The 22,999-nt window shown below is 68.2% G+C and carries 21 protein-coding genes; 10 read left to right on the top strand and 11 right to left on the bottom strand.

Annotated features, from left to right (window positions below):
• Positions 1-227: 227 nt before the first annotated feature.
• The 3 genes from RHOFW104R8_RS12985 to RHOFW104R8_RS12975 are packed head-to-tail and all read left to right on the top strand — an operon-like array spanning position 228 to position 3,156.
• Positions 228-473 (top strand): hypothetical protein, encoded by a 246-nt coding sequence (locus RHOFW104R8_RS12985; RefSeq protein ID WP_068097388.1) that lies wholly within the window; start codon positions 228-230, stop codon positions 471-473.
• Positions 470-1,435: a c-type cytochrome gene (locus RHOFW104R8_RS12980; RefSeq protein ID WP_082823623.1), complete on the top strand. Its 966-nt coding sequence runs from the start codon at positions 470-472 to the stop codon at positions 1,433-1,435. The genes RHOFW104R8_RS12985 and RHOFW104R8_RS12980 overlap by 4 nt, the downstream gene beginning before the upstream one ends.
• Complete coding sequence (locus tag RHOFW104R8_RS12975) at positions 1,435-3,156, top strand: cbb3-type cytochrome c oxidase subunit I (RefSeq protein WP_068097390.1); 1,722 nt, start codon at positions 1,435-1,437, stop codon at positions 3,154-3,156. The genes RHOFW104R8_RS12980 and RHOFW104R8_RS12975 overlap by 1 nt, the downstream gene beginning before the upstream one ends.
• A gap of 72 nt (positions 3,157-3,228) precedes the next feature.
• On the opposite strand, the gene RHOFW104R8_RS12970 is transcribed toward RHOFW104R8_RS12975, so the two are convergent.
• Positions 3,229-3,792: a cytochrome b gene (locus tag RHOFW104R8_RS12970; RefSeq protein ID WP_068097393.1), complete on the bottom strand. Its 564-nt coding sequence runs from the start codon at positions 3,790-3,792 to the stop codon at positions 3,229-3,231.
• Positions 3,793-4,081: 289 nt separating this feature from the next.
• Here RHOFW104R8_RS12970 and RHOFW104R8_RS12965 point away from each other — a divergent pair, with 289 nt between their 5' ends.
• From RHOFW104R8_RS12965 to RHOFW104R8_RS12950, 3 genes are all read left to right on the top strand, one after another.
• Entirely contained in the window at positions 4,082-4,846 is a 765-nt protein-coding gene (locus RHOFW104R8_RS12965; RefSeq protein WP_068097396.1) for a cyclic nucleotide-binding domain-containing protein, read from the top strand.
• Positions 4,847-4,987: 141 nt separating this feature from the next.
• Complete coding sequence (locus tag RHOFW104R8_RS12955) at positions 4,988-5,560, top strand: GNAT family N-acetyltransferase (protein WP_068097402.1); 573 nt, start codon at positions 4,988-4,990, stop codon at positions 5,558-5,560.
• 33 nt (positions 5,561-5,593) lie between these two features.
• Complete coding sequence (locus tag RHOFW104R8_RS12950; protein WP_068097406.1) at positions 5,594-6,439, top strand: universal stress protein; 846 nt, start codon at positions 5,594-5,596, stop codon at positions 6,437-6,439.
• A 30-nt stretch (positions 6,440-6,469) separates the two neighbouring features.
• Here the strand turns inward: RHOFW104R8_RS12950 and RHOFW104R8_RS12945 are convergent, their stop codons facing one another.
• The 6 genes from RHOFW104R8_RS12945 to hppD form a co-directional block, all read right to left on the bottom strand.
• The gene (locus RHOFW104R8_RS12945) at positions 6,470-7,231 is read right to left on the bottom strand and encodes a helix-turn-helix domain-containing protein (RefSeq protein ID WP_068097408.1); all 762 of its coding nucleotides are present in this window, start codon (positions 7,229-7,231) and stop codon (positions 6,470-6,472) included.
• 32 nt (positions 7,232-7,263) lie between these two features.
• Positions 7,264-8,664 (bottom strand): oxygen-independent coproporphyrinogen III oxidase, encoded by a 1,401-nt coding sequence (gene hemN / locus RHOFW104R8_RS12940; protein ID WP_068097409.1) that lies wholly within the window; start codon positions 8,662-8,664, stop codon positions 7,264-7,266.
• 97 nt (positions 8,665-8,761) lie between these two features.
• On the bottom strand, positions 8,762-9,748 hold the full coding sequence (locus tag RHOFW104R8_RS12935; RefSeq protein WP_068097410.1) for a fumarylacetoacetate hydrolase family protein: 987 nt from the start codon (positions 9,746-9,748) through the stop codon (positions 8,762-8,764).
• Between the two features lie 37 nt (positions 9,749-9,785).
• Positions 9,786-11,117 carry a homogentisate 1,2-dioxygenase gene (gene hmgA / locus RHOFW104R8_RS12930; protein ID WP_068097411.1) on the bottom strand — a complete coding sequence of 444 codons (1,332 nt, stop codon included), beginning with the start codon at positions 11,115-11,117 and terminating at the stop codon, positions 9,786-9,788.
• Positions 11,114-11,506: a GIY-YIG nuclease family protein gene (locus RHOFW104R8_RS12925; RefSeq protein ID WP_082823622.1), complete on the bottom strand. Its 393-nt coding sequence runs from the start codon at positions 11,504-11,506 to the stop codon at positions 11,114-11,116. Before RHOFW104R8_RS12925 ends, hmgA begins: the two co-directional genes overlap by 4 nt.
• Before the next feature lie 177 nt (positions 11,507-11,683).
• Positions 11,684-12,778 (bottom strand): 4-hydroxyphenylpyruvate dioxygenase, encoded by a 1,095-nt coding sequence (gene hppD / locus RHOFW104R8_RS12920; RefSeq protein ID WP_068097412.1) that lies wholly within the window; start codon positions 12,776-12,778, stop codon positions 11,684-11,686.
• Positions 12,779-12,968: 190 nt separating this feature from the next.
• On the opposite strand from hppD, the gene RHOFW104R8_RS12915 reads away from it, so the two are divergent.
• The gene (locus tag RHOFW104R8_RS12915) at positions 12,969-13,430 is read left to right on the top strand and encodes a MarR family winged helix-turn-helix transcriptional regulator (protein ID WP_068097413.1); all 462 of its coding nucleotides are present in this window, start codon (positions 12,969-12,971) and stop codon (positions 13,428-13,430) included.
• A gap of 51 nt (positions 13,431-13,481) precedes the next feature.
• On the opposite strand, the gene RHOFW104R8_RS12910 is transcribed toward RHOFW104R8_RS12915, so the two are convergent.
• The 3 genes from RHOFW104R8_RS12910 to RHOFW104R8_RS12900 form a co-directional block, all read right to left on the bottom strand.
• Positions 13,482-14,978 carry a peptide MFS transporter gene (locus RHOFW104R8_RS12910; RefSeq protein ID WP_068097416.1) on the bottom strand — a complete coding sequence of 499 codons (1,497 nt, stop codon included), beginning with the start codon at positions 14,976-14,978 and terminating at the stop codon, positions 13,482-13,484.
• Positions 14,979-15,113: 135 nt separating this feature from the next.
• Positions 15,114-16,613, bottom strand: coding sequence for a peptide MFS transporter (locus RHOFW104R8_RS12905; protein ID WP_068097419.1), 1,500 nt, complete (start codon positions 16,611-16,613; stop codon positions 15,114-15,116).
• A 110-nt stretch (positions 16,614-16,723) separates the two neighbouring features.
• Entirely contained in the window at positions 16,724-17,572 is an 849-nt protein-coding gene (locus RHOFW104R8_RS12900) for a tryptophan 2,3-dioxygenase (RefSeq protein WP_068097421.1), read from the bottom strand.
• A 238-nt stretch (positions 17,573-17,810) separates the two neighbouring features.
• Here RHOFW104R8_RS12900 and pdhA point away from each other — a divergent pair, with 238 nt between their 5' ends.
• The 3 genes from pdhA to RHOFW104R8_RS12885 all read left to right on the top strand — a co-directional run bounded on the left by pdhA (position 17,811) and on the right by RHOFW104R8_RS12885 (position 21,338).
• Complete coding sequence (gene pdhA, locus RHOFW104R8_RS12895) at positions 17,811-18,896, top strand: pyruvate dehydrogenase (acetyl-transferring) E1 component subunit alpha (protein WP_068097423.1); 1,086 nt, start codon at positions 17,811-17,813, stop codon at positions 18,894-18,896.
• A 3-nt stretch (positions 18,897-18,899) separates the two neighbouring features.
• Entirely contained in the window at positions 18,900-19,880 is a 981-nt protein-coding gene (locus tag RHOFW104R8_RS12890) for an alpha-ketoacid dehydrogenase subunit beta (RefSeq protein WP_068097426.1), read from the top strand.
• Positions 19,881-19,997: 117 nt separating this feature from the next.
• Complete coding sequence (locus tag RHOFW104R8_RS12885) at positions 19,998-21,338, top strand: dihydrolipoamide acetyltransferase family protein (protein WP_068097429.1); 1,341 nt, start codon at positions 19,998-20,000, stop codon at positions 21,336-21,338.
• A gap of 604 nt (positions 21,339-21,942) precedes the next feature.
• Here the strand turns inward: RHOFW104R8_RS12885 and RHOFW104R8_RS12880 are convergent.
• On the bottom strand, positions 21,943-22,560 hold the full coding sequence (locus RHOFW104R8_RS12880; RefSeq protein WP_201028771.1) for a L,D-transpeptidase: 618 nt from the start codon (positions 22,558-22,560) through the stop codon (positions 21,943-21,945).
• Between the last annotated feature and the right edge of the window lie 439 nt (positions 22,561-22,999).

The raw sequence follows: 22,999 nt of genomic DNA, 5'->3' as shown, positions 1-22,999 counted from the left end.
GACCGCGCCCGCCCGCGCCGCGCGCATGCAGGGGCGCCGCCGCCCGGCCGCGCCCGCCATACCCGCCGTCGATGTGGCAATGCTTGACCTGGATCAGATGCGCGGCCCCACGCCGTACCTATAGTCGACCCCGTCCCACGCGCGGCCCTCCGTCAGGGGAGAGGGTCCGGCGGTTTTCGGCGTTGCGCAGCCATGCGTCAAACCAACTCTCGGGGGGTAATCGTGCGATGCAACGGATCACTGATCTGACGATTTCGGTGCTGGCCTGCGTGGCCGCGTTCCTGCTTTCGTGGCCGTTCTGGCGCGATTTCGAATACTGGCCCGAATCGCATGCCGCCTGGCTGGTCTACTTCTGCGTTGGCTTCGCGCTGTCGGTATACGTCTTCTACGTCTTCATCGGCAGCCTGCGCATCCTGTTCCTGCACGACGCCGCGCCGACCCCGGCCGGCGACGACAAGGCGAAGCTGTCATGAGCTGCGGAACCGGCGGCAAGAGTTGCGAAACACCGCGGCGGCGCGGCGCGTTCGTGATGCTGGGCATCATGACGCTGGCCTTCGTCGCGCTGTCCCTGTTCTCCTTCATGAAGTCGCGCGGCCAAGTGACGCCGGACACGGTCAGCTACGGCCCGTACCGGGCCGAGGACGGCAAGCGCGTGTTCCAGGCCTATAACTGCATGGGCTGCCACACCATGGTGGGCAACGGCGCGTACCTGGGCCCGGACCTCACCCGCGAGTACGAGCAGGCCGGCCCGGCGTGGCTGGCCGCGTTCCTGCCCTCGGCGGGCAGCTGGCCGACCGCGGCCGCGGTGCGCGCGCAGTTGCAGGATCCGGTGCAGCACGCCGATTCCGGCGCCGGCACGATCGAGGCCTACGAGAGCAAGTTTCCCGACGCCGCGACGCGCGTCGCGCGGCGCGGCGGCAAGCCGAGCAACATGCCCAACCTGCCGCTGACCCGTGACGAGACAGGCCAGCTGATCGCCTACCTCAAGTACACCTCGGCAATGAACACCGAAGGCTGGCCGCCGCGGGTGGAGGCCGAGGCCGGGCCCGACGAGCGCCTGCGGCTGGCGCTTGGCGTGCAGGCGATCGCGCCGGCCGCCGCCGCGCCGGTCGCCCCGCCCGCGGCCGGTCCGGCCGACCCGGTGGCGCGCGGCGCGCAGCTGGCGAAGGACAACGGCTGCACCGCCTGCCATTCGACGACCCGGCAGCGCCTGGTCGGGCCCGGCTGGGGCGGCCTGTATGGCTCGCGGGTCAGCCTCGCCGACGGCAGCAGCGTGGTGGCGGACGACGCCTACCTGGCCGAGTCGATCCGCCAGCCGAACGCGAAGATCGTGGCGGGCTACCCGGCCAGCGTGATGCCCGGCTACGACACCCTGCTCAAGAACGACGAAGTCGACGCGATCGTGGCCTACCTCCACTCCCTGGAGAAGCAGTGATGCAGATCGAATACCAGACGCAGCGGCTCAGCCTGCGCTTCTTCATGCTCATGCTGGTGCTGTTCCTCCTCCAGGTCGGCTACGGCCTGATCCTCGCCACCCAGCACATCGACCCCAGCGTGCAGGCGGGCACGATGAACTTCAACATCGCCCGCGCCGAGCACCTCAACCTGGGCATCCTGTGGATCCTGTGCGGCTTCATCGGCGCGATCCTGTTCGTCGGGCCGCTGCTGGCGCGGCGCGAGATGGTGGCGCCGTGGCTGATCAAGCTGCTGTTCTACGCGCTGATCTTCATCGCCGTGTGGAACTTCTTCACCCTGCGCCTGGCCCAGTACGGCATCGCCGGCTGGTGGCATGGGCAGCCATGGCTGCAACAGGGGCTGGAGTACCTGGAGGCCGGGCGCATCGCCGGCGTGCTGGTGCTGGTCGGCTTCGCGATCCTCGCCTACGTGGTGCTGCGCACGTTCCCGCCGGTGCGCCAGTGGAACGAGATCCACTGGGGCCTGGGCCTCGGCGTGACGGCGCTGATGGCGGTATGGGTATTCGGGCTGTTCTACGTGGCGCGGCTGGACCTGCAGGAGTACTTCCGCTGGTTCGTCGTGCACTACTGGGTAGAGGGCGTGTGGGAGGTGATCCACATCAGCCTGGTCGGCTTCCTGCTGGTGCTGATGTTCAAGGTCGACATCAAGTCGGTGGGCTTTGCGGTGTTCTGGGGCGTGGCGCTGGTGTGGCTGTCCGGGCTGATCGGCAACGCGCACCACTACTTCTGGATCGGCACGCCGGAGTTCTGGCAGTTCTGGGGTTCGCTGTTCAGCGCGCTGGAGCCGCTGCCGCTGGTGTTCTGCTTCTGGCACATCTACCTCGACGCGCACACCAACCGGCGCCCGCTGGAGAATGCGCCGGCGTTCTACTTCATCCTCGGCTCGGTGGTGCTGGAGCAGATCGGCGCGGGCATCCTCGGCTTCAGCATGACCTTCGCGCTGACCAACGTCTGGTCGCATGGCACCTGGGTGACGCCGGGACACGCCCACCTGGCGCTGTTCGGCACCTTCGGCATGCTGGGCATCGCCGCGGCCTATTACGCCGTGCCGATCATGCGCAAGGCGCCGGACTACGACCAGCGGCTGGGCAAGCTCGGCTTCTGGCTGGTGCTCACCGGCGTGCTCGGCCTGGCGTTCGCCTTCGCATTGGGCGGCACGGTGCAGATCTACGTGTACCGCATCCTGGGCCTGGGCTGGTTCGGCGGCGACGTCTCGCGCGCCATGGGCTTGTTCAAGCTGCTGCTGCCGATGTTCGGCATCGTGTTCACGGTCGGCGCCGGCATACTTGCCTACGACCTCTTCACGCTGGGCCGGCGGGTGCGTGCGCCGGCGGGCACCGACCCGCGCGGCGCCATCCACGGCGAGGTGGCGATGCCGCGCGGCAGCACCGGCTGGGGCCGTCCGCTGAGCGGCTTCGAGGCCGGCATCTGGCTGATGCTGATGTGGGTGTTCGGCGGCGTCATCACGCTCGGCCTGCTCAGCTTCAACCTGCCGCGGGTGCGCGTGCTGGCCGACCCCACCCTGCCCTACCTGCTGGCCGGCGTCGGCTACCCGGGCCTGCTGCTGGTGACGCTGGCCTTCGTCTGGCGCTTCCTGGCCTCGCTGGAGGCACGCGCCTCGCTGCCGGCGCCCACCGTGGTGGCGGTCGATGCGCCGCTGCCGCTGCCCGCACGATCCTGAAGGCGTCGCCGTCGCGGCAAGGCCACCGTCGCCGGTGGCCTTGCCGTCACGACGCGACGCCGCCGCGCGCGCTCAGCCGGCCCGGCGCCCGGATCCCGGCAGCATGCGCAACAGGGTGTTGTCGCGCGTCCAGTAGTGGTGGAACAGCGCGGCCGCGGCATGCAGGCCGACCAGGTAGTAGCCGATCGTGCCGATGGTCTCGTGGATCTCCTTGAGCGAACCGGCCAGCGCCTTGTCCGCGCCCAGCAGCGGCGGCAGCTGCAGCCCGAAGAACGGGACCGGCTTGCCCGAGGCGCTCAGGGTGAGCCAGCCGAGCAGCGGCATGGCCAGCAGGAAGGCGTACAGCGCCAGGTGCATCAACGCGGCCAGGCGCGCCTGCCACGGCGGCAGCGCCGGCCGGATCGAGGGTGCCGCCCCGGCCGCCAGGCGCAGCGCCAGGCGCACGAAAACCAGTGCGAACACGCCCAGGCCCAGCATGAAGTGCCAGGTCTTCAGCGCCTCGCGCAGGTCGCTCCCGCGCGGGTACATGCCGCGCAGCTCGATGCAGGCGTAGACGGCCGCCAGCAACAGCAGCATCAGCCAGTGCATCGCCACCGACGGCGAGCTGTAACGGTCTGTCGTGTTCTTCCAGTTCATGATGCCTCCGCTCGTGCAAGGCCGTGGATCATGCCGGATTCGGGCATGCCGGTCATGGTCCTGACGCCCTCAGTCTGCCGACGCCGGGCTGCCGGCGACTTGAGCGTGGTCAAATGCGCGGCGAGTCGCACATGGCAACGACGCGAACGATTCGCAGCAACCGCCCTGCGCGGTTCGGCCGCACCGGTCGTGGCGCGGCGGAACGGCCTTCCGTGCTAAGTTCGGACGGCACGGATCCAACGGGACGGACCCGTCCGCGAGAACCGTTCCCAATCGAAAAATGATGCCGATGGAACACAGCGCAAACGTCCTCGACCTGAACCTGCTGCGCCGCAGCTGCAGTTCCTGCGCGCTGAACGAGCTGTGCCTGCCCGCCGGCATCGGCCGCGACGACCTGACCCGGCTGGACGGTACCGTCAGGGACAAGCGCATGCTGGAGCGCGGCGGCGTGCTGTACCGCGACGGCGACCCGTTCAAGGCGCTCTACGTGGTGCGGTCGGGCTCGCTCAAGACCTTCGTGCAGAACGAGGCGGGCGACACGCAGATCCTCGGCTTCCACCTGCCCGGCGAAATCATCGGCTTCGACGCGCTGGCCTCGGACCGGCACGCCAGCCAGGCCGAGGCGCTGGAGCGCTCCAGCATCTGCGAACTGCCCTATGCGCAATTGCAGCAGGTCACCAGCGAGGTACCGGCGCTGCACCGCCAGCTGATGCGGGTGATCAGCCGCGAGGTGGTCGAGGAGCACAGGCACCTGGTGATGATGGGCCGGCAGCAGGCGCAAGAGCAGTTGGCGATCTTCCTGAAGAGCCTCGCCGACCGTTACGAACGCCTGCAACGCGACGGCGCCGCGCTCACCCTGACCATGTCGCGCTACGACATCGCCAACTACCTCGGCCTGGTGGTGGAGACGGTCAGCCGCCTGTTCTCGCGGATGGAGGAAATGGGCGTACTCGAGGTCAACCGCAAGGCCGTGCGCATCCTGCGTCCCGACCTGCTCGCCGACCTTTGCCGCAACGGCTACCCGGCCGGCTCCCGGCGGAACGACGCCAGCTGAACCCCGGTCGCTTGGTTGACCGAGGTCAACAGCAGGCGGCGCGGCGCGGCGTACAACTCGATCCTGCAAGGGACCGCGCCGCGACGGGCAGCCGCCGCGACACGGGAATCGAGCACGATCCATCCGCCATCGGGGCAGATCATGTCCAGCACACACCAGACCGGCCACGGCAGCCCGGCTTTCACGCCTTTCGGCGCCATCGAGGGAACCCATTGGATCGAGACCCTCGCTGACGGCAGCCCGGTACTGGTACGCCCGTTGCGCCCGGACGATCGCCAGCGCGAAACGGATTTCATCAACCGGCTGTCCGGGGAGGCCTGCCGCTTCCGCTTCCTCGGCGGCATGAAGGGCGCCAACCCGGCGCTGATCGACTCGCTGATGAACGTGGACGCACGGCGGCGGCTGGCCTTCGTGGCGCTGGCCCACGACAACGGCGAGCTGCGCGAGGTCGGCGTGAGCCGCTATGCCGCCAGCGCCGACGACAAGCACTGCGAATGCGCGGTGACGGTCGCCGACGACTGGCGCCACCGCGGCTTGGCGGTGCTGCTGATGCGGCGCCTGATCGAGGCCGCGCGCAAGAACGGCTTCCGGCAGATGTTCTCGATCGACGCCGCCGGGAACGAGCCGATGCGCGAGCTGGCCGCCTACCTGGGCTTCACCCGCCGGCTCGACCCGGACGATGCCGCGCAGGTCATCCACACCCTCGACCTCTGAACGCCGCGCCGGCCCCGACCCCCGACCCATCACATGACCAGCCACCAACAAGCCGATCCCTCGACCCGCGTCACGCGCCCCGGCGACATCCTCGCCCTGGCCACCTCGGCCCGGCCATGGAGCCCCGCCGTCACCGCGGGCATGTCGATCGCCGCACGCTGGGGCAGCAACATCACCGGCTGCTTCATCGACCCGGCATTGCGCACGCACGCCGCCGCCGAGCCGACCGTGCTGGGCCTGCTGCTCGAAACGCGCCCCGAATCGGCCGACGAGCTGGCCGCGTTCGGCGCCTTCGCGCGGCAAGCCGGCGTGCACGGCGCCGACTGGATCGTGGCCCGCAGCGGCATCGCCGACACGCTGCGCTGGCTCGGCGCGCGCCACGACCTCGCGGTGATCGAGCGGGACATGGTGCAGGCATCCGGCCTGCTCGACGTCCTCGGCGAGGCGATCCTGGCCTGCCGGATGCCCTGCCTGATCCTGCCCCCCGGCTGGAACCGGGAGATCCGCTTCGAGCGCATCGTGGTCGGCTGCAACGGCAGCATCGAGGCGATCCGCGCGATCCACGCCGCCCTGCCGTTCCTGCGGGTGGCGAAACAGGTCACCCTGGTCGATGGCGACGTGCGCGACGGCGACGAGGGGCGCCCGCGCTTCGATCCGTTCGTCTACCTGCTCCGCCACGGCATCGCCTCGAAGCCGAGCTACGTGCGCTCGTCCTCCGCGATGGCCGGCGAGATTCTGCTGCAGGAAGTGGGGAACATCCGCGCCGACCTGCTGGTCATGGGCGCCTACGGCCGTTCGCGCATGCGCGAACGCGTGTTCGGCGGCGCCACCCAACGGGTACTGGAAGACGCCGCCGTGCCGGTGCTGATGCAGCACTGATCCCGCCCGCGGCGGGTCCGGCGGCCGGCCCTATTCGCGCAGCAGCGTCTGCCCGATCTCGCGCAGCCGCGCCGGGTTCAGCAGTTCCAGCTCGCGTCCCTCGATCGAGATCAGCTTCTGCGCGCGGAAGCGGCTGAGCACGCGGCTGACGGTTTCGGCGGCCAGGCGCAGGTAGTTGGCGATGTCGCCGCGCGACATGCTGAGGTGGAAGCGGGTGGCGGAGAAGCCGCGCGCGGCATAGCGCCCGGCCAGGTCGAGCAGGAACGCGGCCACGCGTTCGTCGGCGCTGTGGTCGCCGGCCAGCAGCGAGGCCGTGCCCAGCTCCTTGCTGAGCATGCGGAACAGGTGCTGCTGCACCGCCGGCACGCGTGAGGCCAGCGCGCTCATCGCGGGGAACGAGAAGCGGCAGAAGAAGGTGGTGTCCAGCGCCACCGCGTCGCACGGGAAGTGCTCGGGGTAGATCGCGTTGAGGCCGATCACCTCGCCGGGCAGGTAGAAGCCGAGCACCTGCTCGCGGCCTTCCTTGTCGACCATGCGGGTCTTCACGGTGCCGCTGCGCACGGCGAAGATCGCGCGGAACGGATCGCCGGTGCGGAAGATGTGCTCGCCGGCGCGGAACGGCCCCACGTGCTCGACCAGGCATTGCAGCGCCGCCAGCTCGGGCTTGTGGTAGCCCGCCGCGATGCAGGCGCTGGAAAACGCGCAGGTACCGCAGAAATGCGTTTCGTCGCCGTCGTCGGCAATCGGGCTGGGCGGATCAGGCAGGCGACCTGCCGGGTACTTGGATTGCATGATGTCGGCCGTGCCGGTGGAGGCTGCGTTGGTCAGATCACGCGCGAGTATCGCGAGGCCCGGGCATTGTCGCCCAAGTAGGCATCGAAGCACATGGCGATGATACGCAACAGCAGCCGCCCCCGCGAGGTCACCCGGATCTCGCGCGGGCTCTCCAGCACCAGCCCGTCGTCCTGCAGCGGCGCCAGGCGCTGCCGCTCACGCTCGAAATACTCGTCGAACAGCAGCCGGTGGCGCGCGCCGAAGGCCTGCTTGTCGAGCACGCCGTGGCACATCAGCTCGTTGATCAGCTCGCGCCGGATCAGGTCGTCCTCGTCCAGCTGCAGGCCGCGCATCACCGGCAGCCGGCCCGCGTCCAGCGCCGCGTAGTAGCCGATCAGGTCGCGCGCGTTCTGGCTGTAGCTGTCGCCGATGCGGCCGATCGCGCTGACGCCGAGGCCGACGATGTCGCAATCGCCATGGGTCGAGTAGCCCTGGAAATTGCGCTGCAGGGTGCCGGTGCGCTGTGCCTGCGCCAGTTCGTCGTCGGCGCGGGCGAAATGGTCCATGCCGATGTAGACGTAGCCGGCCGCGCTGAGCTGCTCCAGCGCGCGTCCGAACAGCGCCAGCCGGGTGGCCGCGTCGGGCAACTCGGACGCCTCGATCTGCCGCTGCGCCTTGAACATCTCCGGCAGGTGCGCGTAGCCGTACACCGCCACGCGATCGGGATTCAACGCCACCACCTGCTCCAGCGTGCGGCTGAAGCCGTCCACCGTCTGCAGCGGCAGGCCGTAGATCAGGTCGACGCTGGCCGAGCGGAACGAGGCCGCGCGCGCCGCCTCGATCACCTCGCGGGTCTGCTCGAAACTCTGGATCCGGTTGACCGCCTTCTGCACCGCCGGATCGAAATCCTGGATGCCCACCGAGATCCGGTTGAAACCCAGTTCGCCCAGGTTGCGCACGTAGGCGCCGTCGGCGAAGCGCGGGTCGATCTCGATGCCGTATTCGCGATCCGCCTCGTGGCTGAAGCTGAAATGCCGCGCCAGCGACTCCAGCAGCTCGCCCATGTGCGCCGCGTCGAGGAAGTTCGGCGTGCCGCCGCCGAAGTGCAGCTGGCGCACCGGGCGGTCGCGGTCGAACAGCGGCGCGATCAGCTCGATCTCGCGGTACAGCCGCTCCAGGTAGCGGTCCGCCTGGGTCACGTCGCGGGTGATCACCCGGTTGCAGCCGCAGTAGAAGCACGGGCTCATGCAGAACGGCACGTGCACGTACACCGACAGGGGGCGCGGGATCGGCTCCTCGTTGGAGGCGCGGATCACCCCGCGCAGGGCCGCCTCGTCGAAGTCGGCGCGGAACTGCGGCGCCGTCGGGTAGCTGGTGTAACGCGGCCCCGCCACGTCGTAGCGGGCGATCAGCGCCGGGTCGAATTCGGGAGGAGTGATGGGAATGGCCATGGTGGCGAGTCTGTCGACGCGCCTGCCGGCGTGCCTTGATCCGGGTCAATTGCCGCCATGTCGCGGCGAGATGCCGCAGCAACCCGGCGCTGGCGGACTACGGCCTGTACGGGACGACCTGCTGCTCGATCGAACCGAAGATCGAGGCCCCGGCGGCGTCGATGACGTCGATCTTCAGGCGGTCGCCGAACTTCAGGAACGGCGTGGTGGGATGGCCGTCGCGCAGGGTTTCCACGGTGCGCTGCTCGGCCAGGCAGGAGGCGCCCTTGCCGGTGTCCTCGTTGGCGATGGTGCCGGAGCCCACGATGGTGCCGGCGGTGAGCGGGCGGGTCTTGGCCGCGTGCGCCACCAGTTCGGCGAAGCTGAACTGCATGTCGACGCCGCACTCGGCCTCGCCGAACCACCGGCCGTTGAGCCAGGTGCGCATCGGCAGGTGCAGCTTGTCGCCGGCCCAGGCCTCGCCCAGCTCGTCCGGCGTCGCCAGCACCGGCGACAGCGCCGAGCGCGGCTTGCTCTGCAGGAAGCCGAAGCCCTTGGCCAGCTCGGCGGGGATCAGCCCGCGCAGGCTGACATCGTTGATCAGGCCGATCAACTGGATATGTCCGGAGGCTTGCGCCGGCGTCGCCGCCATCGGCACGTCGTCGGTGACCACCACCACCTCGGCCTCGAGGTCGATGCCGTAGTCCTCGCTGGGCACCACCACCGGGTCGCGCGGCCCGAGGAAGCCGGCGCTGGTGGCCTGGTACATCAGCGGATCGGTGTAGAACGACTTCGGCACCTCGGCGCCGCGGGCGCGGCGCACGCGCTCGACATGCGGCAGGTAGGCACTGCCGTCGACGAACTCGTACGCGCGCGGCAGCGGCGAGGCCAGCGCGGCCATGTCCAGCGCGAACGCGCCCGGTGCCGTGCCGGCGTTCAATGCATCGGACAGCGCGTTGAGCCTGGGCGCCGCGTTCGACCAGTCGTCCAGCGCGGCCTGCAGCGTCGGCGCGATGCCGGTGGCCTTGACCGCGCGCGCGAGGTCGCGGCTGACCACGACCAGGGTGCCGTCGCGGCCGCCTTCCTTGAGGGATGCGAGTTTCATCGGGGTGCCTTGTGTCGGGTGCGTGGGTCGGTCGCGTTCACGGCGCGAAGTGCTTGCGGATGTCCTGCCAGCACCGATAGTAGTCGTGCTGCAGTTGCGGCGCGTCCAGCGCCTGCTGCGTGGGGCGGATCACCTTGCGCGTCTCGAACATGAAGGCCATGGTGCCGCCGATCGCGTCCGGCTTCGACAGGTCCGCGGCCGACGCCTTCTCGAAGGTGGCCGCGTCCGGGCCGTGGGCACTCATGCAATTGTGCAGCGAGGCGCCGCCGGGCACGAAGCCCTCGGCCTTGGCGTCGTACACGCCGGTGATCAGGCCCATGAACTCGCTGGCCACGTTGCGGTGGAACCACGGCGGCCGGAACGTGTGCTGCGCCACCAGCCAGCGCGGTGGGAAGATGGCGAAATCCACGTTCGCCGTGCCGGGCGTGTCGCTGGCCGAAGTCAGCACGGTGAAGATCGACGGGTCGGGGTGGTCTACGCTGATCGAGCCGATGGTGTTGAAGCGGCGCAGGTCGTACTTGTACGGCGCGTAGTTGCCATGCCAGCCCACCACGTCCAGCGGCGAGTGGCCGATCTTCGCCGTCCACAGCGCGCCCTGGAACTTCGCCACCAGCTCGAACGCACCTTCGACGTCCTCATACGCCGCGTGCGGGGTGAGGAAGTCGCGCGCGTTGGCCAGGCAGTTCGAGCCGATCGGGCCGAGTTCCGGCAGGCGCAGCAGCGCGCCGAAGTTCTCGCAGACGTAGCCGCGGGCCACTCCTGCGCCTCCTGCGCCCGTGGCACTCGCACTTCCGTGTGCATCGGCCGCGCCGTCGGGCAGGTCGACGCGGAAACGCACGCCGCGCGGGATCACCGCGATCTCCTGCGGCTCGATCTCGATCACGCCCAGCTCGGTGGCCAGCCGCAGCCGGCCCTGCTGCGGCACGATCAGCAGTTCGCCGTCGGCGTCGTAGAAGAAGCGCCGCTGCATCGAGCGGTTCGCCGCATAGACGTGGATGCCGATGCCGCCCTGCTCGGCCGGGCCGCCATTGCCGGCCAGGGTGACCAGGCCGTCGACGAAATCGGTCGGCGTTTCAGGCAGCGGCCACGGATCCCAGCGCAGCTGGTTCGGCGTGGCCGGCGCCTCGTCGAAGCGGTTGTGGAAGCTGGCGTGCGCCAGCGGCCGGAACGGCTCGTGCACCGCCGCCGGGCGGATCCGGTACAGCCAGCTGCGCCGGTTCGCATGCCGCGGCGCGGTGAACGCGGTGCCGGACAGCTGCTCCGCGTACAGCCCGTGCGCCACGCGCTGCGGCGAGTTCTGGCCGACCGGCAGCACGCCGGGAATCGCCTCGCTGGCGAACTCGTTGCCGAAACCGGATTGGTAGTTCATGCGTCGTCTTTCCGTCTGGTTGGACGCGTAACGGCATCATCACCGTTCGCGCTGAGCGTAGCTCGCACAGCGAGCGGAGTCGAAGCGCCTTCCCGCACTCGCTGATGCTTGTGCTTTCCTTTGGACAAGAGACTCACCGCCTCCCAATCCCCCACCATGTACGCCTGCTTCTTTGCCCGACTCCAGCCCTTGAGTTTGCGCTCCATGGCCAAGGCCTCGCCCCGAGTTTCGAAGCCCTGTGCATGTACCAGCTTCACCGGACACCGTGTGGCGGTGTATGCACAGCCTCGGCCCGTGTCATGCTGCTCGATTCTTCGATCCAGGTCATCCGTGTGGCCGATATAAAAGCTGCCGTCGGCGCATTCGAGGATGTAGAGAAAGAACTCCATTCCTGATCTCCGGTAGCAGCCGGGCATCAATCCTCAACGACAAATATTCGTTCGGGCCTCGACTGCCCTTCGACTTCGCCGCTGCGCGGCTACGCTCAGGGCGAACGGTGAGGCAAGCCGTTCGCTCTGGGCTCTTCGACGGGCGCGGGACAGGCGAAGTCGAAGGGCCGCGTTGCGTCACAGCACTCCACGCTTCATCTGGTCGCGCTCGATCGACTCGAACAGCGCCTGGAAATTGCCCTCGCCGAAGCCTTCGTTGCCCTTGCGCTGGATGATCTCGAAGAAGATCGGGCCGATCGCGTTCTGGGTGAAGATCTGCAGCAGCTTGCGTTGCTTGGTCTCCGGGTCGGCGTCGATCAAGATCTTGTTCCTGGCCAGCCGCGGCACGTCCTCGCCGTGGTCGGGGATGCGCAGGTCGATCACGTCGAAATACGTGTCCGGCGTATCGAGGAATTCCACGCCGGCCGCGTGCATCTGCTCCACCGTGGCGTAGATGTCGTCGGTGAAGCAGGCGATGTGCTGGATGCCTTCGCCGTGGTAGGCGTCGAGGTACTCGTTGATCTGGCTCTTCGGGTCACTCGACTCGTTCAGCGGGATGCGTACGATGCCGTCCGGCGCGGTCATCGCCTTGGAAACCAGGCCGGTCTTGGCGCCCTTGATGTCGAAGTAGCGGATCTCGCGGAAGTTGAACAGCTTCTCGTAGTAGTCCGACCACTTCTGCATGTTGCCGAAGTACAGGTTGTGGGTGAGATGGTCGATGAAGGTGAGGCCGAAACCCTTCGGATTCTGCCCGGCGCCCTCGATCGGCGCGTAGTCGCCGTCGTAGATGCTGCCGGCGCTGCCATAGCGGTCGACCAGGTACAGCATGCAGTCGCCGATGCCCTTCACCACCGGCGCGTTCACCGCCTTGCTGGCCTCCTTGTCGGTGACCGCCTCGCCACCGTTGCCGAGCACCGCCTGCAGCACCCCGGCCGCGGGCTTGCGGAAGCGGATCGCGAAGCCGCAGGCGCTGGGGCCGTGCTTCGCGGCGAAATCGGCGGCGAACGAGTCCGGGTCCTCGTTGAGCAGGAAGTTCACGCCGTTCTGCCGGTATACCGTGATCGGCCGGCGCTTGTGCTTCAGCACCGCGCTGAAGCCCATGCGTTTGAACAGCGCGTGCAGCTCGCCTGCGCGGCCGGCCGGGGCGGCGAACTCGACGAACTCGAAACCGTCGATCCCCATCGGGTTCTCGAACGTGGTGACCTGCATGCCTGGGTTCGGCTGGGCGTTCATGCGATCTCTCCGGGGGCTACGATGAGGGCAGGCGCGCTGCCAATGCGGGCTTTTGCACAACGCGCGCTAAATTGACGCGTGCTTTCCATGAAGAGTGCCGCCGTGGATGGCTGCTTTTGACTCTTGCGGTCACGGATGACCACATAAGTTATAGTTTCGTATGAAACCATTTGCAAGGACCACCGCCGCAATGTCCGCCAAGCACAAGCCCGCTCCCGCCAAGGCCGAGCATGCCCCGCTGCAACTGGAACACTTCCTGCCGTACCGGCTGTCGATCCTGTCCAACACGATCAGCCAGACGATCGCCGACGACTACCAGAGCCGCTACGACATCTCGGTGACCGAATGGCGGGTGATGGCCGTGCTGGGGCGCTATGCGGGGCTGTCCGCGCGCGAGGTGGCCGAACGCACGGCGATGGACAAGGTGGCGGTGAGCCGCGCGCTGGCACGGCTGGTCGAGGCCGGCCGGGTCCACCGGGCCACCCACGACAACGACAAGCGGCGCTCGGTGCTCAGCCTCACCGATGCCGGCTGGGCCATGCACGACGAGGTGGCGCCGATGGCCCGCGCGCGCGAGCGCGAAGTGCTGGCCCGGCTCAACGCGGAGGAACGGGCCTGGCTGATGCGGATCCTGGACAAGCTGCAGCCGTGAACCGGCCATGGCGGGAAGCGGGAACGTCCCGGCCTCCCGCCCCGTTCCCGGTCACTTCACCCCGTGCATCAGCCGGTTGATCAGCGGCGCGATCAGGAACAGCAGCACGCCGGCGCCCAGCAGCGACCAGAAGCCGAAGGTGTAGCCGTCCAGCGCCGACTGCACGGTCATCCCGCTCTCGCCGCTGACGTGGCCGGCGAAGATCCCCGACAGGTTGTTGCCGATGCCGGTGGAGAGGAACCAGCCGCCCATGCCGAAGCCGACCAGGCGCGCCGGAGCCAGCTTGGTCACCATCGACAGGCCGATCGGCGACAGGCACAGCTCGCCCACCGACTGGATCACGTAGACCATGAACAGCGTCCAGAACGGGATCTTGCCGGCGTCGTTCACCAGGCTCGACAGGGCGAACATCAGCAGCAGGAAGGCGAAGCCGTTGAAGACCAGGCCCAGGCCGAACTTGCGCGGGATCGACGGGTTGCGGCCCTTCATCGCCACCCAGATCCACGCGATCAACGGCGCCAGGAAGATGATCGCCAGCGAGTTCACCGACTGGAACCACGCGGTGGGGAAGCTGAAGCCGCCGAGCTGGCGGTTGACGATCTGGTCGGCGAGGAAGGTGAACGAGCTGCCGGCCTGCTCGAAGAACATCCAGAACAGCACGTTGAACGCGAACACGATCAGCATGGCGATCACGCGGTCACGCTGCACCCTGCCCTCGCGGATGCCTTCCACCATCAGCAGCACGGCCAGCGCCACGAACAGCAGGCTCAGCACCCACTGCAGGAAACCCGCACCCGCGGCGAGCAGGAAGTACACGCCGGGGATGCACACCAGCATGCCGAGCAGCACCCAGGCCACGCGCGCCAGGCTTTCGCCGCCGGCGGGCACCAGCCCCACGCCCTGCAGGCCGCGCCGGCCGATCCAGAACCACACCAGGCTGATCAGCATGCCCACGCCCGAGGCGATGAACACGTACTTGTAGCTCGGCATCGCCTCGGTGCCGAACACGGCCTTGGCCAGGTATTCGGTGATGATCGGCGAGATCAGCGCGCCGGCGTTGATGCCCATGTAGAAGATGGTGAAGCCGCTGTCGCGGCGCTCGTCGCCGGTCCTGTAGAGGCGGCCCACCATGGTGGAGATGTTCGGCTTGAACAGGCCGTTGCCCACGATGATGGTGGCCAGGCCCAGCTCGAAGACCTGCTGGCTCGGGATGGCGATCATGAACAGGCCCGCCGCCATCACCGCCGCGCCCACCAGGATCGAACGCTGGTAGCCGAGCACGCGGTCCGCGATGTAGCCGCCGAAGATCGCCGCAGCGTAGACCAGCGCCAGGTAGGCGCCGTAGGTGCGGCTGGCCGGCTGCTGGCCCGCCCCCTCGCCGCCGAAGAACTGCGCCACGATGTACAGCACCAGCGCCCAGCGGATGCCGTAGAACGCGAAGCGCTCCCAGAACTCGGTCATGAACAGCATCCACAGCGGACGTGGATGGCCGAGACGCTGCGGATACTCGGGTACGGCGTGCGGCGCCGTATCGGTGACTTGACTCATGGATGCTCCCCGGTGGCGGATCGGCACCTCGCGCGCAGACCCGTAAATTCTTTCGGGAAGGTGTAACCGCTGACCGCGGGCCGCGTCAAATGCACTGCAACACGCAGCGCTCGCGTCTCATCGCCAGGCGCGCCGTCAGCGCACCCCGTGCATCAGCCGGTTGATCAGCGGCGCGATCAGCAGCAGCAACACGCCGGCACCGGCCAGCAGCCAGAAGCTGAAGGTGAAGCCGGCAAGCGCCGACACCGCGGTCATGCCGCTGTCGCCGCTGATGCGTCCGGCCAGCAGGCCCGAGAGATTGCCACCCACCGCCAGCGACAGGAACCAGCCGCCCATCGCCAGCCCGACCAGCCGCGGCGGCGCCAGCTTGGTCACCATCGACAAGCCGATCGGCGACAGGCACAGCTCGCCCACGGTCTGCAGCACGTAGCACAGCGCTAGCGGCCAGAACGGAATCAGGCCGCGGCCGTCGAGCAGGTGCGACAGCCCGTACATCAGCCCCGCGAAGCCCAGGCCGTTGAAGACCAGCCCGAGGCCGAACTTGCGTGGAATCGACGGCTCGCGCCGGCGCGCGGCGAGGAAGGCCCAGACCAGGGTCACCAGCGGCGCCAGCAGGATGATCGCCAGCGGGCTGACCGACTGGAACCAGCCCACCGGGAACTCCCAGCCGCCGAACATGCGGCGATCGACCAGGTTCTGCGCCAGGAAATTGAACGACGTGCCGAGCTGGAAATAGAACATCCAGAACAGCATGTTGAAGGCGAAGATGATCAGCATCGCGATCACCCGCTCCACCTGCACGCGATCGTGGCGCACGCCCTCGACCAGCAGCATCGCCGCCACCGCGGCGAACAGCACGCCCAGCACCCACGACAGGTAGATGGCGCCCACGTACGCCAGCAGCAGGTAGACCAGTGGGACGGACAGCAGCACGCCGAGCAGCACCCACGCCACGCGCGTGCGGCTGGCGTGGCCCGGTGCCGGCCGGCCCACCGCGCCGAGCTGGCGCCGGCCGATCCAGAACCACAGCAGGCTGAGCAGCATGCCCACGCCGGCCGCGCCGAACACCGCCTTGTAGTTCTGCTCCAGCGGCGTATCGGTGAGATAGCCGGCCAGCCAGCCGGTGAACAGCGGCGCCAGCAGCGCGCCGCCGTTGATGCCCATGTAGAACAGGGTGAAGCCGCGGTCGCGGCGCTCGTCGCCGCGCGCGTAGAGCTGGCCCACCATCGTGGAGATGTTCGGCTTGAACAGGCCGTTGCCCACGATCACCAGCGACAGCCCGACCAGGAACAGCCGCTTGTCCGGCAGCATGATCGCGAACAGCCCCAGCGCCATCACCGCCGCGCCGATCAGGATCGAGCGCTGGTAGCCGATCACCCGGTCCGCGATATAGCCGCCGAAGATGCCCATCGCGTAGATCAGCGCCACCCACGCGCCGTAGATGCCGCTGGCCCAGCCCTGGCCGGACGGGTCGCCGTGGAAGAACTGCGCCACGATGTACAGCGCCAGCGCCCAGCTCACGCTGTAGAACGCGAAGCGCTCCCAGAACTCGGTCATGAACAGCATCCACAGCGGGCGCGGATGGCCAAGCAGCTGCGGGTAGCCGGGTGCGCCGGCCTCGATGGTCTGGCTCATGACGTTCCCTGGCGACCCGTGGCGCGTGAGTGGATGTTATGAAAAGTGCGGCCATGGATGGCCGCCCGTTTGATCCTCGCGATCAGGGATGATCGCAAAGATCAGGCCCGTCAGCTGCCGAGCACGGTGCGCACGTCCAGCAGTTCCGGGAAGAATTCAAGGTCCAGCGCCTTCTTCAGGAACGCCACGCCGGACGAACCGCCGGTGCCGCGGCGGTGGCCGATGATCCGCTCCACCGTCTTCATGTGGCGGAAGCGCCACAACTGGAAGCTCTCCTCCACGTCCACCAGCTGCTCGCACATGTGGTACTCCGGCCAGAACTGCGCGCGCCGCTCGTAGATGCGCTTCAGCGCCGGCAGCAGCGCCTCGTTGCGCCGGTAGGCCTCGGTCCAGTCGCGCTGCAGCAGCCCGGCCGGCACCGCATGGCCGCGGCGCGCCAAGTAGCGCAGGAATTCGTCGTACAGGCTGGGCGCCTCCAGCACCGCGCGCAATTCGGCCTGCGCCACAGGATCATGCGCGAACACCTTCAGCATGCCGGCGTTCTTGTTGCCCAGCATGAATTCGATCGTGCGGTACTGCAGCGACTGGAAGCCGGAGGACGGCCCCAGCACGCCGCGGAACTCCAGGTACTCCGACGGGGTCAGCGTCTCCAGCACCGCCCACTGCTCAAACAGCTGGCGCTGCACCTGCTTCACCCGCGCGAGAATCTTCAGGCAGGCATCGATGTCGTCCGACCGCAGGTGCGCCAGCGCCGCCTTCAACTCGTGGATCAGCAGCTTCATCCACAGCTCGGCCACGTGGTGCTGCACGATGAACAGCATCTCGTCGTGATGCGGCGGCTGGCTCAGCGGCCGCTGCGCGGACAGCAGCGTGTCCAGGTGCAGGTAGCCGCCATAGGTTATCTGTCCGTCGAGGTCGGTCCGGATGCCTGCTTCGAGATCGCGCTGGTTGTCGCTCATGCTGTTCCGTCACCTGCCGAAAGGATCATGGTAGCGGCTGGACGCGCTGCCGGGCCTGATCGGAAGCAGGAATCCCGCCGGCACACGCACTCCCGTACGGCCCCGCATGCTGCGCTGTACCTTGCAGCGCAACATGCCTGCCTGCTATCAAGCGCGGTCTTGTCCGGTCGTCTTGTGCCCGCCGCAGTCCTTCGGACAACAGTTCCAGGCTTTCCCATTCCTCACTCCGGAGCGAGTCGTGACCATCGCCGCCAAGTTTGAAATCGAATACCTGCAATACCTCGATGCCGAGGGCAAGCAGGTACGTGATGATCTGCCCGAGTTCGCGAAAGACCTCGGCCACATGGTCGAGCTGTACAAGCTGATGCTGTCCACCCGCGTGTTCGACGCCAAGTCGATCGCCCTGCAGCGCACCGGCAAGCTGGGCACCTACGCCAGCTGCCTCGGCCACGAGGCCGCGCACGTGGGCATCGGCAGTGCGATGCGGCCGGAAGACGTGTACGCGCCGAGCTATCGCGAATACGGCGCGCAGCTGTACCGCGGCGTACAGCCGCGCGAGGTGTACATGTACTGGGGCGGCGACGAGCGCGGCAACGATTACCAGAAGGAACCGGCGCGGCACGACTTCGCCTGGTCGGTGCCGATCGCCACGCAGTGCCTGCATGCGGCGGGTTCCGCGCTGGCGTTCAAGATTCGCGGCGAGAAGCGCGTGGCGGTGTGCACCATCGGCGACGGCGGCTCGTCCAAGGGCGACTTCTACGGCGCCATCAACATCGCCGGCGCGCAGAATCTGCCGCTGGTGGCGGTGATCGTGAACAACCAGTGGGCGATCTCGGTGCCGCGCAAGATCCAGTCCGGTGCGCCCACGCTGGCGCAGAAGGGCATCGCCGCGGGCCTGTTCTCGATCCAGGTGGACGGCAACGACATCATCGCCGTGCGCAAGGCGATGGAGGACGCGCTGGAGCGCGCCCGCAGCGGCCAGGGCGGCAGCGTGCTCGAGCTGGTGACCTACCGCCTCGGCGACCACACCACCGCCGACGACGCGCGCCGCTACCGCGGCGAACAGGAAGTGAAGGACGGCTGGAACAAGGAACCGATGAAGCGCCTGCGCAACTGGCTGGTGGCGAAGAAGGTATGGGACGACGCGAAGGAAGAGGCCTGGAAGGCCGAGTGCGACGAGTGGATGGACAACGAGGTGAACGCCTACCTCGAGACCAGGACACAGCCGGTCTCGGCGATGTTCGACTACACCTTCGCCGAAATCCCCGCCGATCTCGCCAAGCAGCGCGATTACGTCCTCTCGCTTGAAAACAAGGGCCACTGAGTCATGGCACAGATCACTCTCATCGAAGCGGTTACCCAGGCGCTCGCCTACGAAATGGCCCACGACGACAGCGTCGTGGTGCTGGGCGAGGACGTGGGCGTCAACGGCGGCGTGTTCCGCGCCACCCAGGGTCTGCAGGAAAAGTTCGGCGAGCTGCGCGTGCTCGACACGCCGCTGGACGAAACCACCATCGCCGGCGTCACCGTCGGCCTCGCCGTGCAGGGCATGAAGCCGGTGGCCGAGGCGCAGTTCGAGGGCTTCATCTACCCGATGATGGAGCAGATCGCCTGCCACGCCGCACGCATGCGCAACCGCACCCGCGGCCGCCTCACCGTGCCCGCCGTGTGGCGCGCGCCGTGGGGCGGCGGCATCCGCGCGCCGGAACATCATTCGGAAGCGAACGAACACCTGTTCACCAACATCCCCGGCCTGCGCGTGGTGATGCCGTCGTCGCCCGCGCGCGCCTACGGCCTGCTGCTGGCCGCGATCCGCGATCCGGATCCGGTGATGTTCTTCGAGCCCAAGCGCATCTACCGCCAGTACAAGGAAGAAGTGCCGGACGACGGCGAGGCGCTGCCGCTGGACGTGTGCTTCGTGCTGCGCGACGGCACCGACGTGACCCTGGTGACCTGGGGCGCGCAGGTGAAGGAAGCGCTGGAAGCCGCCGACGCGCTGGCCGCCGACGGCATCAGCGCCGAGGTGATCGACGTGGCCACGCTGACCCCGCTGGACTTCGACACCATCGCCGAATCGGTGCAGAAGACCGGCCGCTGCGTGATCGTGCACGAGGCCCCGAAGACCGCCGGCTTCGGCGCCGAGATCGCCGCGCGCGTCGCCGAGGAATGCCTGTACGACCTGCTCGCCCCGGTCGAGCGCGTCACCGGCTTCGACACCCACATCCCGCTGTTCCGCCTGGAAATGAAATACCTGCCGAGCGTGGAGCGCGTCGTCGACGCGGCCAAGCGCACGCTGGCGGCGTCATAATCGGCGCTGGAATGCCACGTAGGGCGGGCACTGCCCGCCGCACTACCGCGGCTGGCCGCGCGAGACCTGAGCAAAAGCCGGCGGGCAATGCCCGCCCTACAACACGGATCTGATCCCATGGCTGACATCAAGACGTTCTACCTCCCCGACCTCGGCGAAGGCCTGCCCGACGCGACCGTGGTCGAATGGCACGTGAAGGTGGGCGACAGCATCAAGCTCGACGCGCCGCTGTGCTCGATGGAAACCGCCAAGGCGGTGGTCGACGTGCCCTCGCCGTACACCGGCAAGGTCACCAGGCTGTACGGCGCACCCGGCGACATCATCGAGACCGGTGCCGCGCTGGCCGACTTCGAGCCCGACCCGAACGCCAAGCAGCGCGCCGAGGCCGAGGCCACCGGCCACCACCACGGCCCGAAGAAAGCCGAGCCGGCGAAGGCCGCGGAAGCGAAGCCGGCCGCCAAGGCCGAGCGCGAGGACGAGGGCACCGTGGTCGGCGCGATGGTCAGCGGCAACACCGTGCACGTCGAGCAGGCCGCCAGCATCGGCGGCGTGAAGGCGGTGCCGGCGGTACGCGCGCTGGCGAAGAAGCTCAAGGTCGATCTCGCCCGCGTGCGGCCCAGCGGCGCCGATGGCGTGGTCACCATGCAGGACGTGAAGAACGCCGCCGCCAACGGCAGCGCCGCGCTGGGCGCCGCCCCGGCGCGCGCGGTGCCCGCCTCGGCCGGCCGCCACCTGGCGCCGGAACTGCCGGAGCCGCAGCGCGGCCCCGTCTCCCTGGCCGGCAAGCCGGTGCGCACCGCGCCGCCGAGCGTCGCGGCCAGCGGCCAACCGGAGCAGCTGAAGGGCGTGCGCCGCAACATGGCCCGCGTGATGGCCGATGCCCATGCCCAGGTGGTGCCAACCACCCTGGTGGACGACGCCGACCTGCACGCCTGGATCGGCAAGCAGGACATCACCGCGCGCCTGATCCGCGCCATCGTGTTCGCCTGCAAGACGGTGCCGGCGCTGAACGCGTGGTTCGACGCCAAGAACCTCAGCCGCACGCTGCACCCGCACGTCGACATCGGCATCGCGGTGGACACCGACGACGGCCTGTTCGTGCCGGCGCTGCGCAATGCCGACGTGCTCGACGGCGCCGGCATCCGCGCCGCGATCAAGCGCCTGCGTTCGCAGGTGGAGGATCGCTCGATCCCGGCCTCGGAGCTGTCCGGCTATACCATCAGCCTCAGCAACTTCGGCATGTTCGCCGGCCGCTACGCCACGCCGGTGGTGGTGCCGCCCACCGTCGCCATCGTCGGTGCCGGCAAGCTCAGCCACGACGTGGTGGCGGTGATCGGCGGCATCGAGGTGCACCGGCGCATGCCGCTCAGCCTGACCTTCGACCACCGCGCCGCCACCGGCGGCGAAGCCGCGCGCTTCCTCAAGGCGATGCTGGACGATCTGGCGCTGCCGAACTGAGTTGTGATCGCTTGCACAACAAAGATGAGGGCGCCCTCGGGCCGAGACGTTCTCGCTAGTTGTCGAGATCGCTTGCAGTCGCGAAGTCGCTATTGACCCAAGCCCCGGGCATCCGCCCGGGGCTTTTCTTTGGTGCGCCCGCACCGCCTCGGAATTGCAGGCCATCTGCTCGCCTGGCAGCGGGCAAAGTCGGCCAGCCTCCGCACTTGCGCGGCGAGCTTGTCGAGATCGACGGGATGCAGATGCCTGGCGTGGTCTTGCCGGGCACATGCAGGCGATGCCTCGACGGGCGCGCTGTGGCTCGCTCGCGAGCTTGGACCGCTGCCGCTTCGCCACCTGGCAACGCTGTGGGCCGACTTCCGCTTGCGCGCACGTCAATGACGAACGTGCGCCTGACGATCCCGCCGGTTCCCACCTATTTGAAGCGCTCATGGGTCCAGCGGACAGCGCATCGTGAGCGAGCGGGATTCAGAATCGCGCGCACGTGGCCCGTTCCGGGAGGAACCCATCATGCGGTCGGCGCACCGCGCGCGTCCGGCCAGCGCTCGCAGAAATCTGCTGGCCTTTGCAGAGGAACTGCCGCCATGCGGCGCCTGCCTCCGGACTACGGCCGGTCCGGCGAGGAAAGTTTCGTATCAGTGCCGAACGTGTACGACCCGAACAAATCTCCTGTCGAGGGCTCTTCGGGAAGAATGTAGACGATGCCACTGGTGTGTGCGAATGCGGGACTGATGAACTTCTCGTAGAACTTCAATGGAACGTTGATGCATCCGTATGAGATGCGTTTGTCCGCTGCCGCGGGGCTCTTCAGGCGCTCGGCGCGTCGTTCCCGCGGCGTCCCCTTGACGACCGGATGAAGAGCTATCGCATCCTTGTAGTCAATCCACAGGATCTCTTTTCCTTGCGAGTTGTGACCCAACGACGCCGTGAAACGGCCTGCCGGCGTGATGCGATCCTGTGGCCGAATGGTCGACATCTTCCGGTCGCCGATCCCCTCGACCGAGCGGTCACCCCGTGCCCAGCCAAGCAAGGCAGGCGCGGCCGCTTGCAGGTGGCCGGCCGGATCGAACACGAATACCTGAGCGTTGACCTTGTCGATGATCACGTATGGCATGCCGGCGTTGTCGCGCGACGCAACCACCCACTGCGCCAGGCTGGTGACTTTTGATGACGCCGGCTCCGGTCCTGCATCGGATATCCGGAGATGCGTGGCAACCGCCAAGGCCTGCCTCGCGGAGCTCGATGGAGTGGATGCCAGGGTGTTGTTCGCAGGGCTTGTGGTGGCGACCGCCCCTTGGCATGCAACAACGAACGTCAACGCTGCCAGTCGACGAAAACCGGCACGCGTCAGATGTCTAGTCGCACAAGTCAAATCCATCGGCGGCCGACCCGCAGCATAAATCGCATCAGTTTCGCTCTGGTTTCGGCTTGTAAAACGGTGCGACGTAAGGAACGACCTTTGTAGTCGGCGGCGGCGGCGGCGGAATCATCACCATCATCATGGCGGGCGACGATGCGGGGACCACTTCAACCAGCGTGGCTGGCGTTGCAGTCCACTGCGGAGCAGGCGGCGGCAGGACCCCCAGAACCGGCGCCCCTACCGGCAGCGCAGGCGGTGGCGGTGGCGGTGGCGGTGGCGGTGGCGGGGCTGGGGCTGGGGC

It is taken from the genome of Rhodanobacter sp. FW104-R8 (genome assembly GCF_001617365.1).
Taxonomy (GTDB): domain Bacteria; phylum Pseudomonadota; class Gammaproteobacteria; order Xanthomonadales; family Rhodanobacteraceae; genus Rhodanobacter.
This window is presented reverse-complemented; position numbering and strand designations above follow the sequence as displayed.

Bases quoted from the DNA above. Each gene is read 5' to 3' on its own strand.
- RHOFW104R8_RS12985 (WP_068097388.1), top strand. From the start codon at position 228: ATGCAACGGATCACTGATCTGACGATTTCGGTGCTGGCCTGCGTGGCC.
- RHOFW104R8_RS12980 (WP_082823623.1), top strand. From the start codon at position 470: ATGAGCTGCGGAACCGGCGGCAAGAGTTGCGAAACACCGCGGCGGCGC.
- RHOFW104R8_RS12975 (WP_068097390.1), top strand. From the start codon at position 1,435: ATGCAGATCGAATACCAGACGCAGCGGCTCAGCCTGCGCTTCTTCATG.
- RHOFW104R8_RS12970 (WP_068097393.1), bottom strand. From the start codon at position 3,792: ATGAACTGGAAGAACACGACAGACCGTTACAGCTCGCCGTCGGTGGCG.
- RHOFW104R8_RS12965 (WP_068097396.1), top strand. From the start codon at position 4,082: ATGGAACACAGCGCAAACGTCCTCGACCTGAACCTGCTGCGCCGCAGC.
- RHOFW104R8_RS12955 (WP_068097402.1), top strand. From the start codon at position 4,988: ATGTCCAGCACACACCAGACCGGCCACGGCAGCCCGGCTTTCACGCCT.
- RHOFW104R8_RS12950 (WP_068097406.1), top strand. From the start codon at position 5,594: ATGACCAGCCACCAACAAGCCGATCCCTCGACCCGCGTCACGCGCCCC.
- RHOFW104R8_RS12945 (WP_068097408.1), bottom strand. From the start codon at position 7,231: ATGCAATCCAAGTACCCGGCAGGTCGCCTGCCTGATCCGCCCAGCCCG.
- hemN (WP_068097409.1), bottom strand. From the start codon at position 8,664: ATGGCCATTCCCATCACTCCTCCCGAATTCGACCCGGCGCTGATCGCC.
- RHOFW104R8_RS12935 (WP_068097410.1), bottom strand. From the start codon at position 9,748: ATGAAACTCGCATCCCTCAAGGAAGGCGGCCGCGACGGCACCCTGGTC.
- hmgA (WP_068097411.1), bottom strand. From the start codon at position 11,117: ATGAACTACCAATCCGGTTTCGGCAACGAGTTCGCCAGCGAGGCGATT.
- RHOFW104R8_RS12925 (WP_082823622.1), bottom strand. From the start codon at position 11,506: ATGGAGTTCTTTCTCTACATCCTCGAATGCGCCGACGGCAGCTTTTAT.
- hppD (WP_068097412.1), bottom strand. From the start codon at position 12,778: ATGAACGCCCAGCCGAACCCAGGCATGCAGGTCACCACGTTCGAGAAC.
- RHOFW104R8_RS12915 (WP_068097413.1), top strand. From the start codon at position 12,969: ATGTCCGCCAAGCACAAGCCCGCTCCCGCCAAGGCCGAGCATGCCCCG.
- RHOFW104R8_RS12910 (WP_068097416.1), bottom strand. From the start codon at position 14,978: ATGAGTCAAGTCACCGATACGGCGCCGCACGCCGTACCCGAGTATCCG.
- RHOFW104R8_RS12905 (WP_068097419.1), bottom strand. From the start codon at position 16,613: ATGAGCCAGACCATCGAGGCCGGCGCACCCGGCTACCCGCAGCTGCTT.
- RHOFW104R8_RS12900 (WP_068097421.1), bottom strand. From the start codon at position 17,572: ATGAGCGACAACCAGCGCGATCTCGAAGCAGGCATCCGGACCGACCTC.
- RHOFW104R8_RS12890 (WP_068097426.1), top strand. From the start codon at position 18,900: ATGGCACAGATCACTCTCATCGAAGCGGTTACCCAGGCGCTCGCCTAC.
- RHOFW104R8_RS12885 (WP_068097429.1), top strand. From the start codon at position 19,998: ATGGCTGACATCAAGACGTTCTACCTCCCCGACCTCGGCGAAGGCCTG.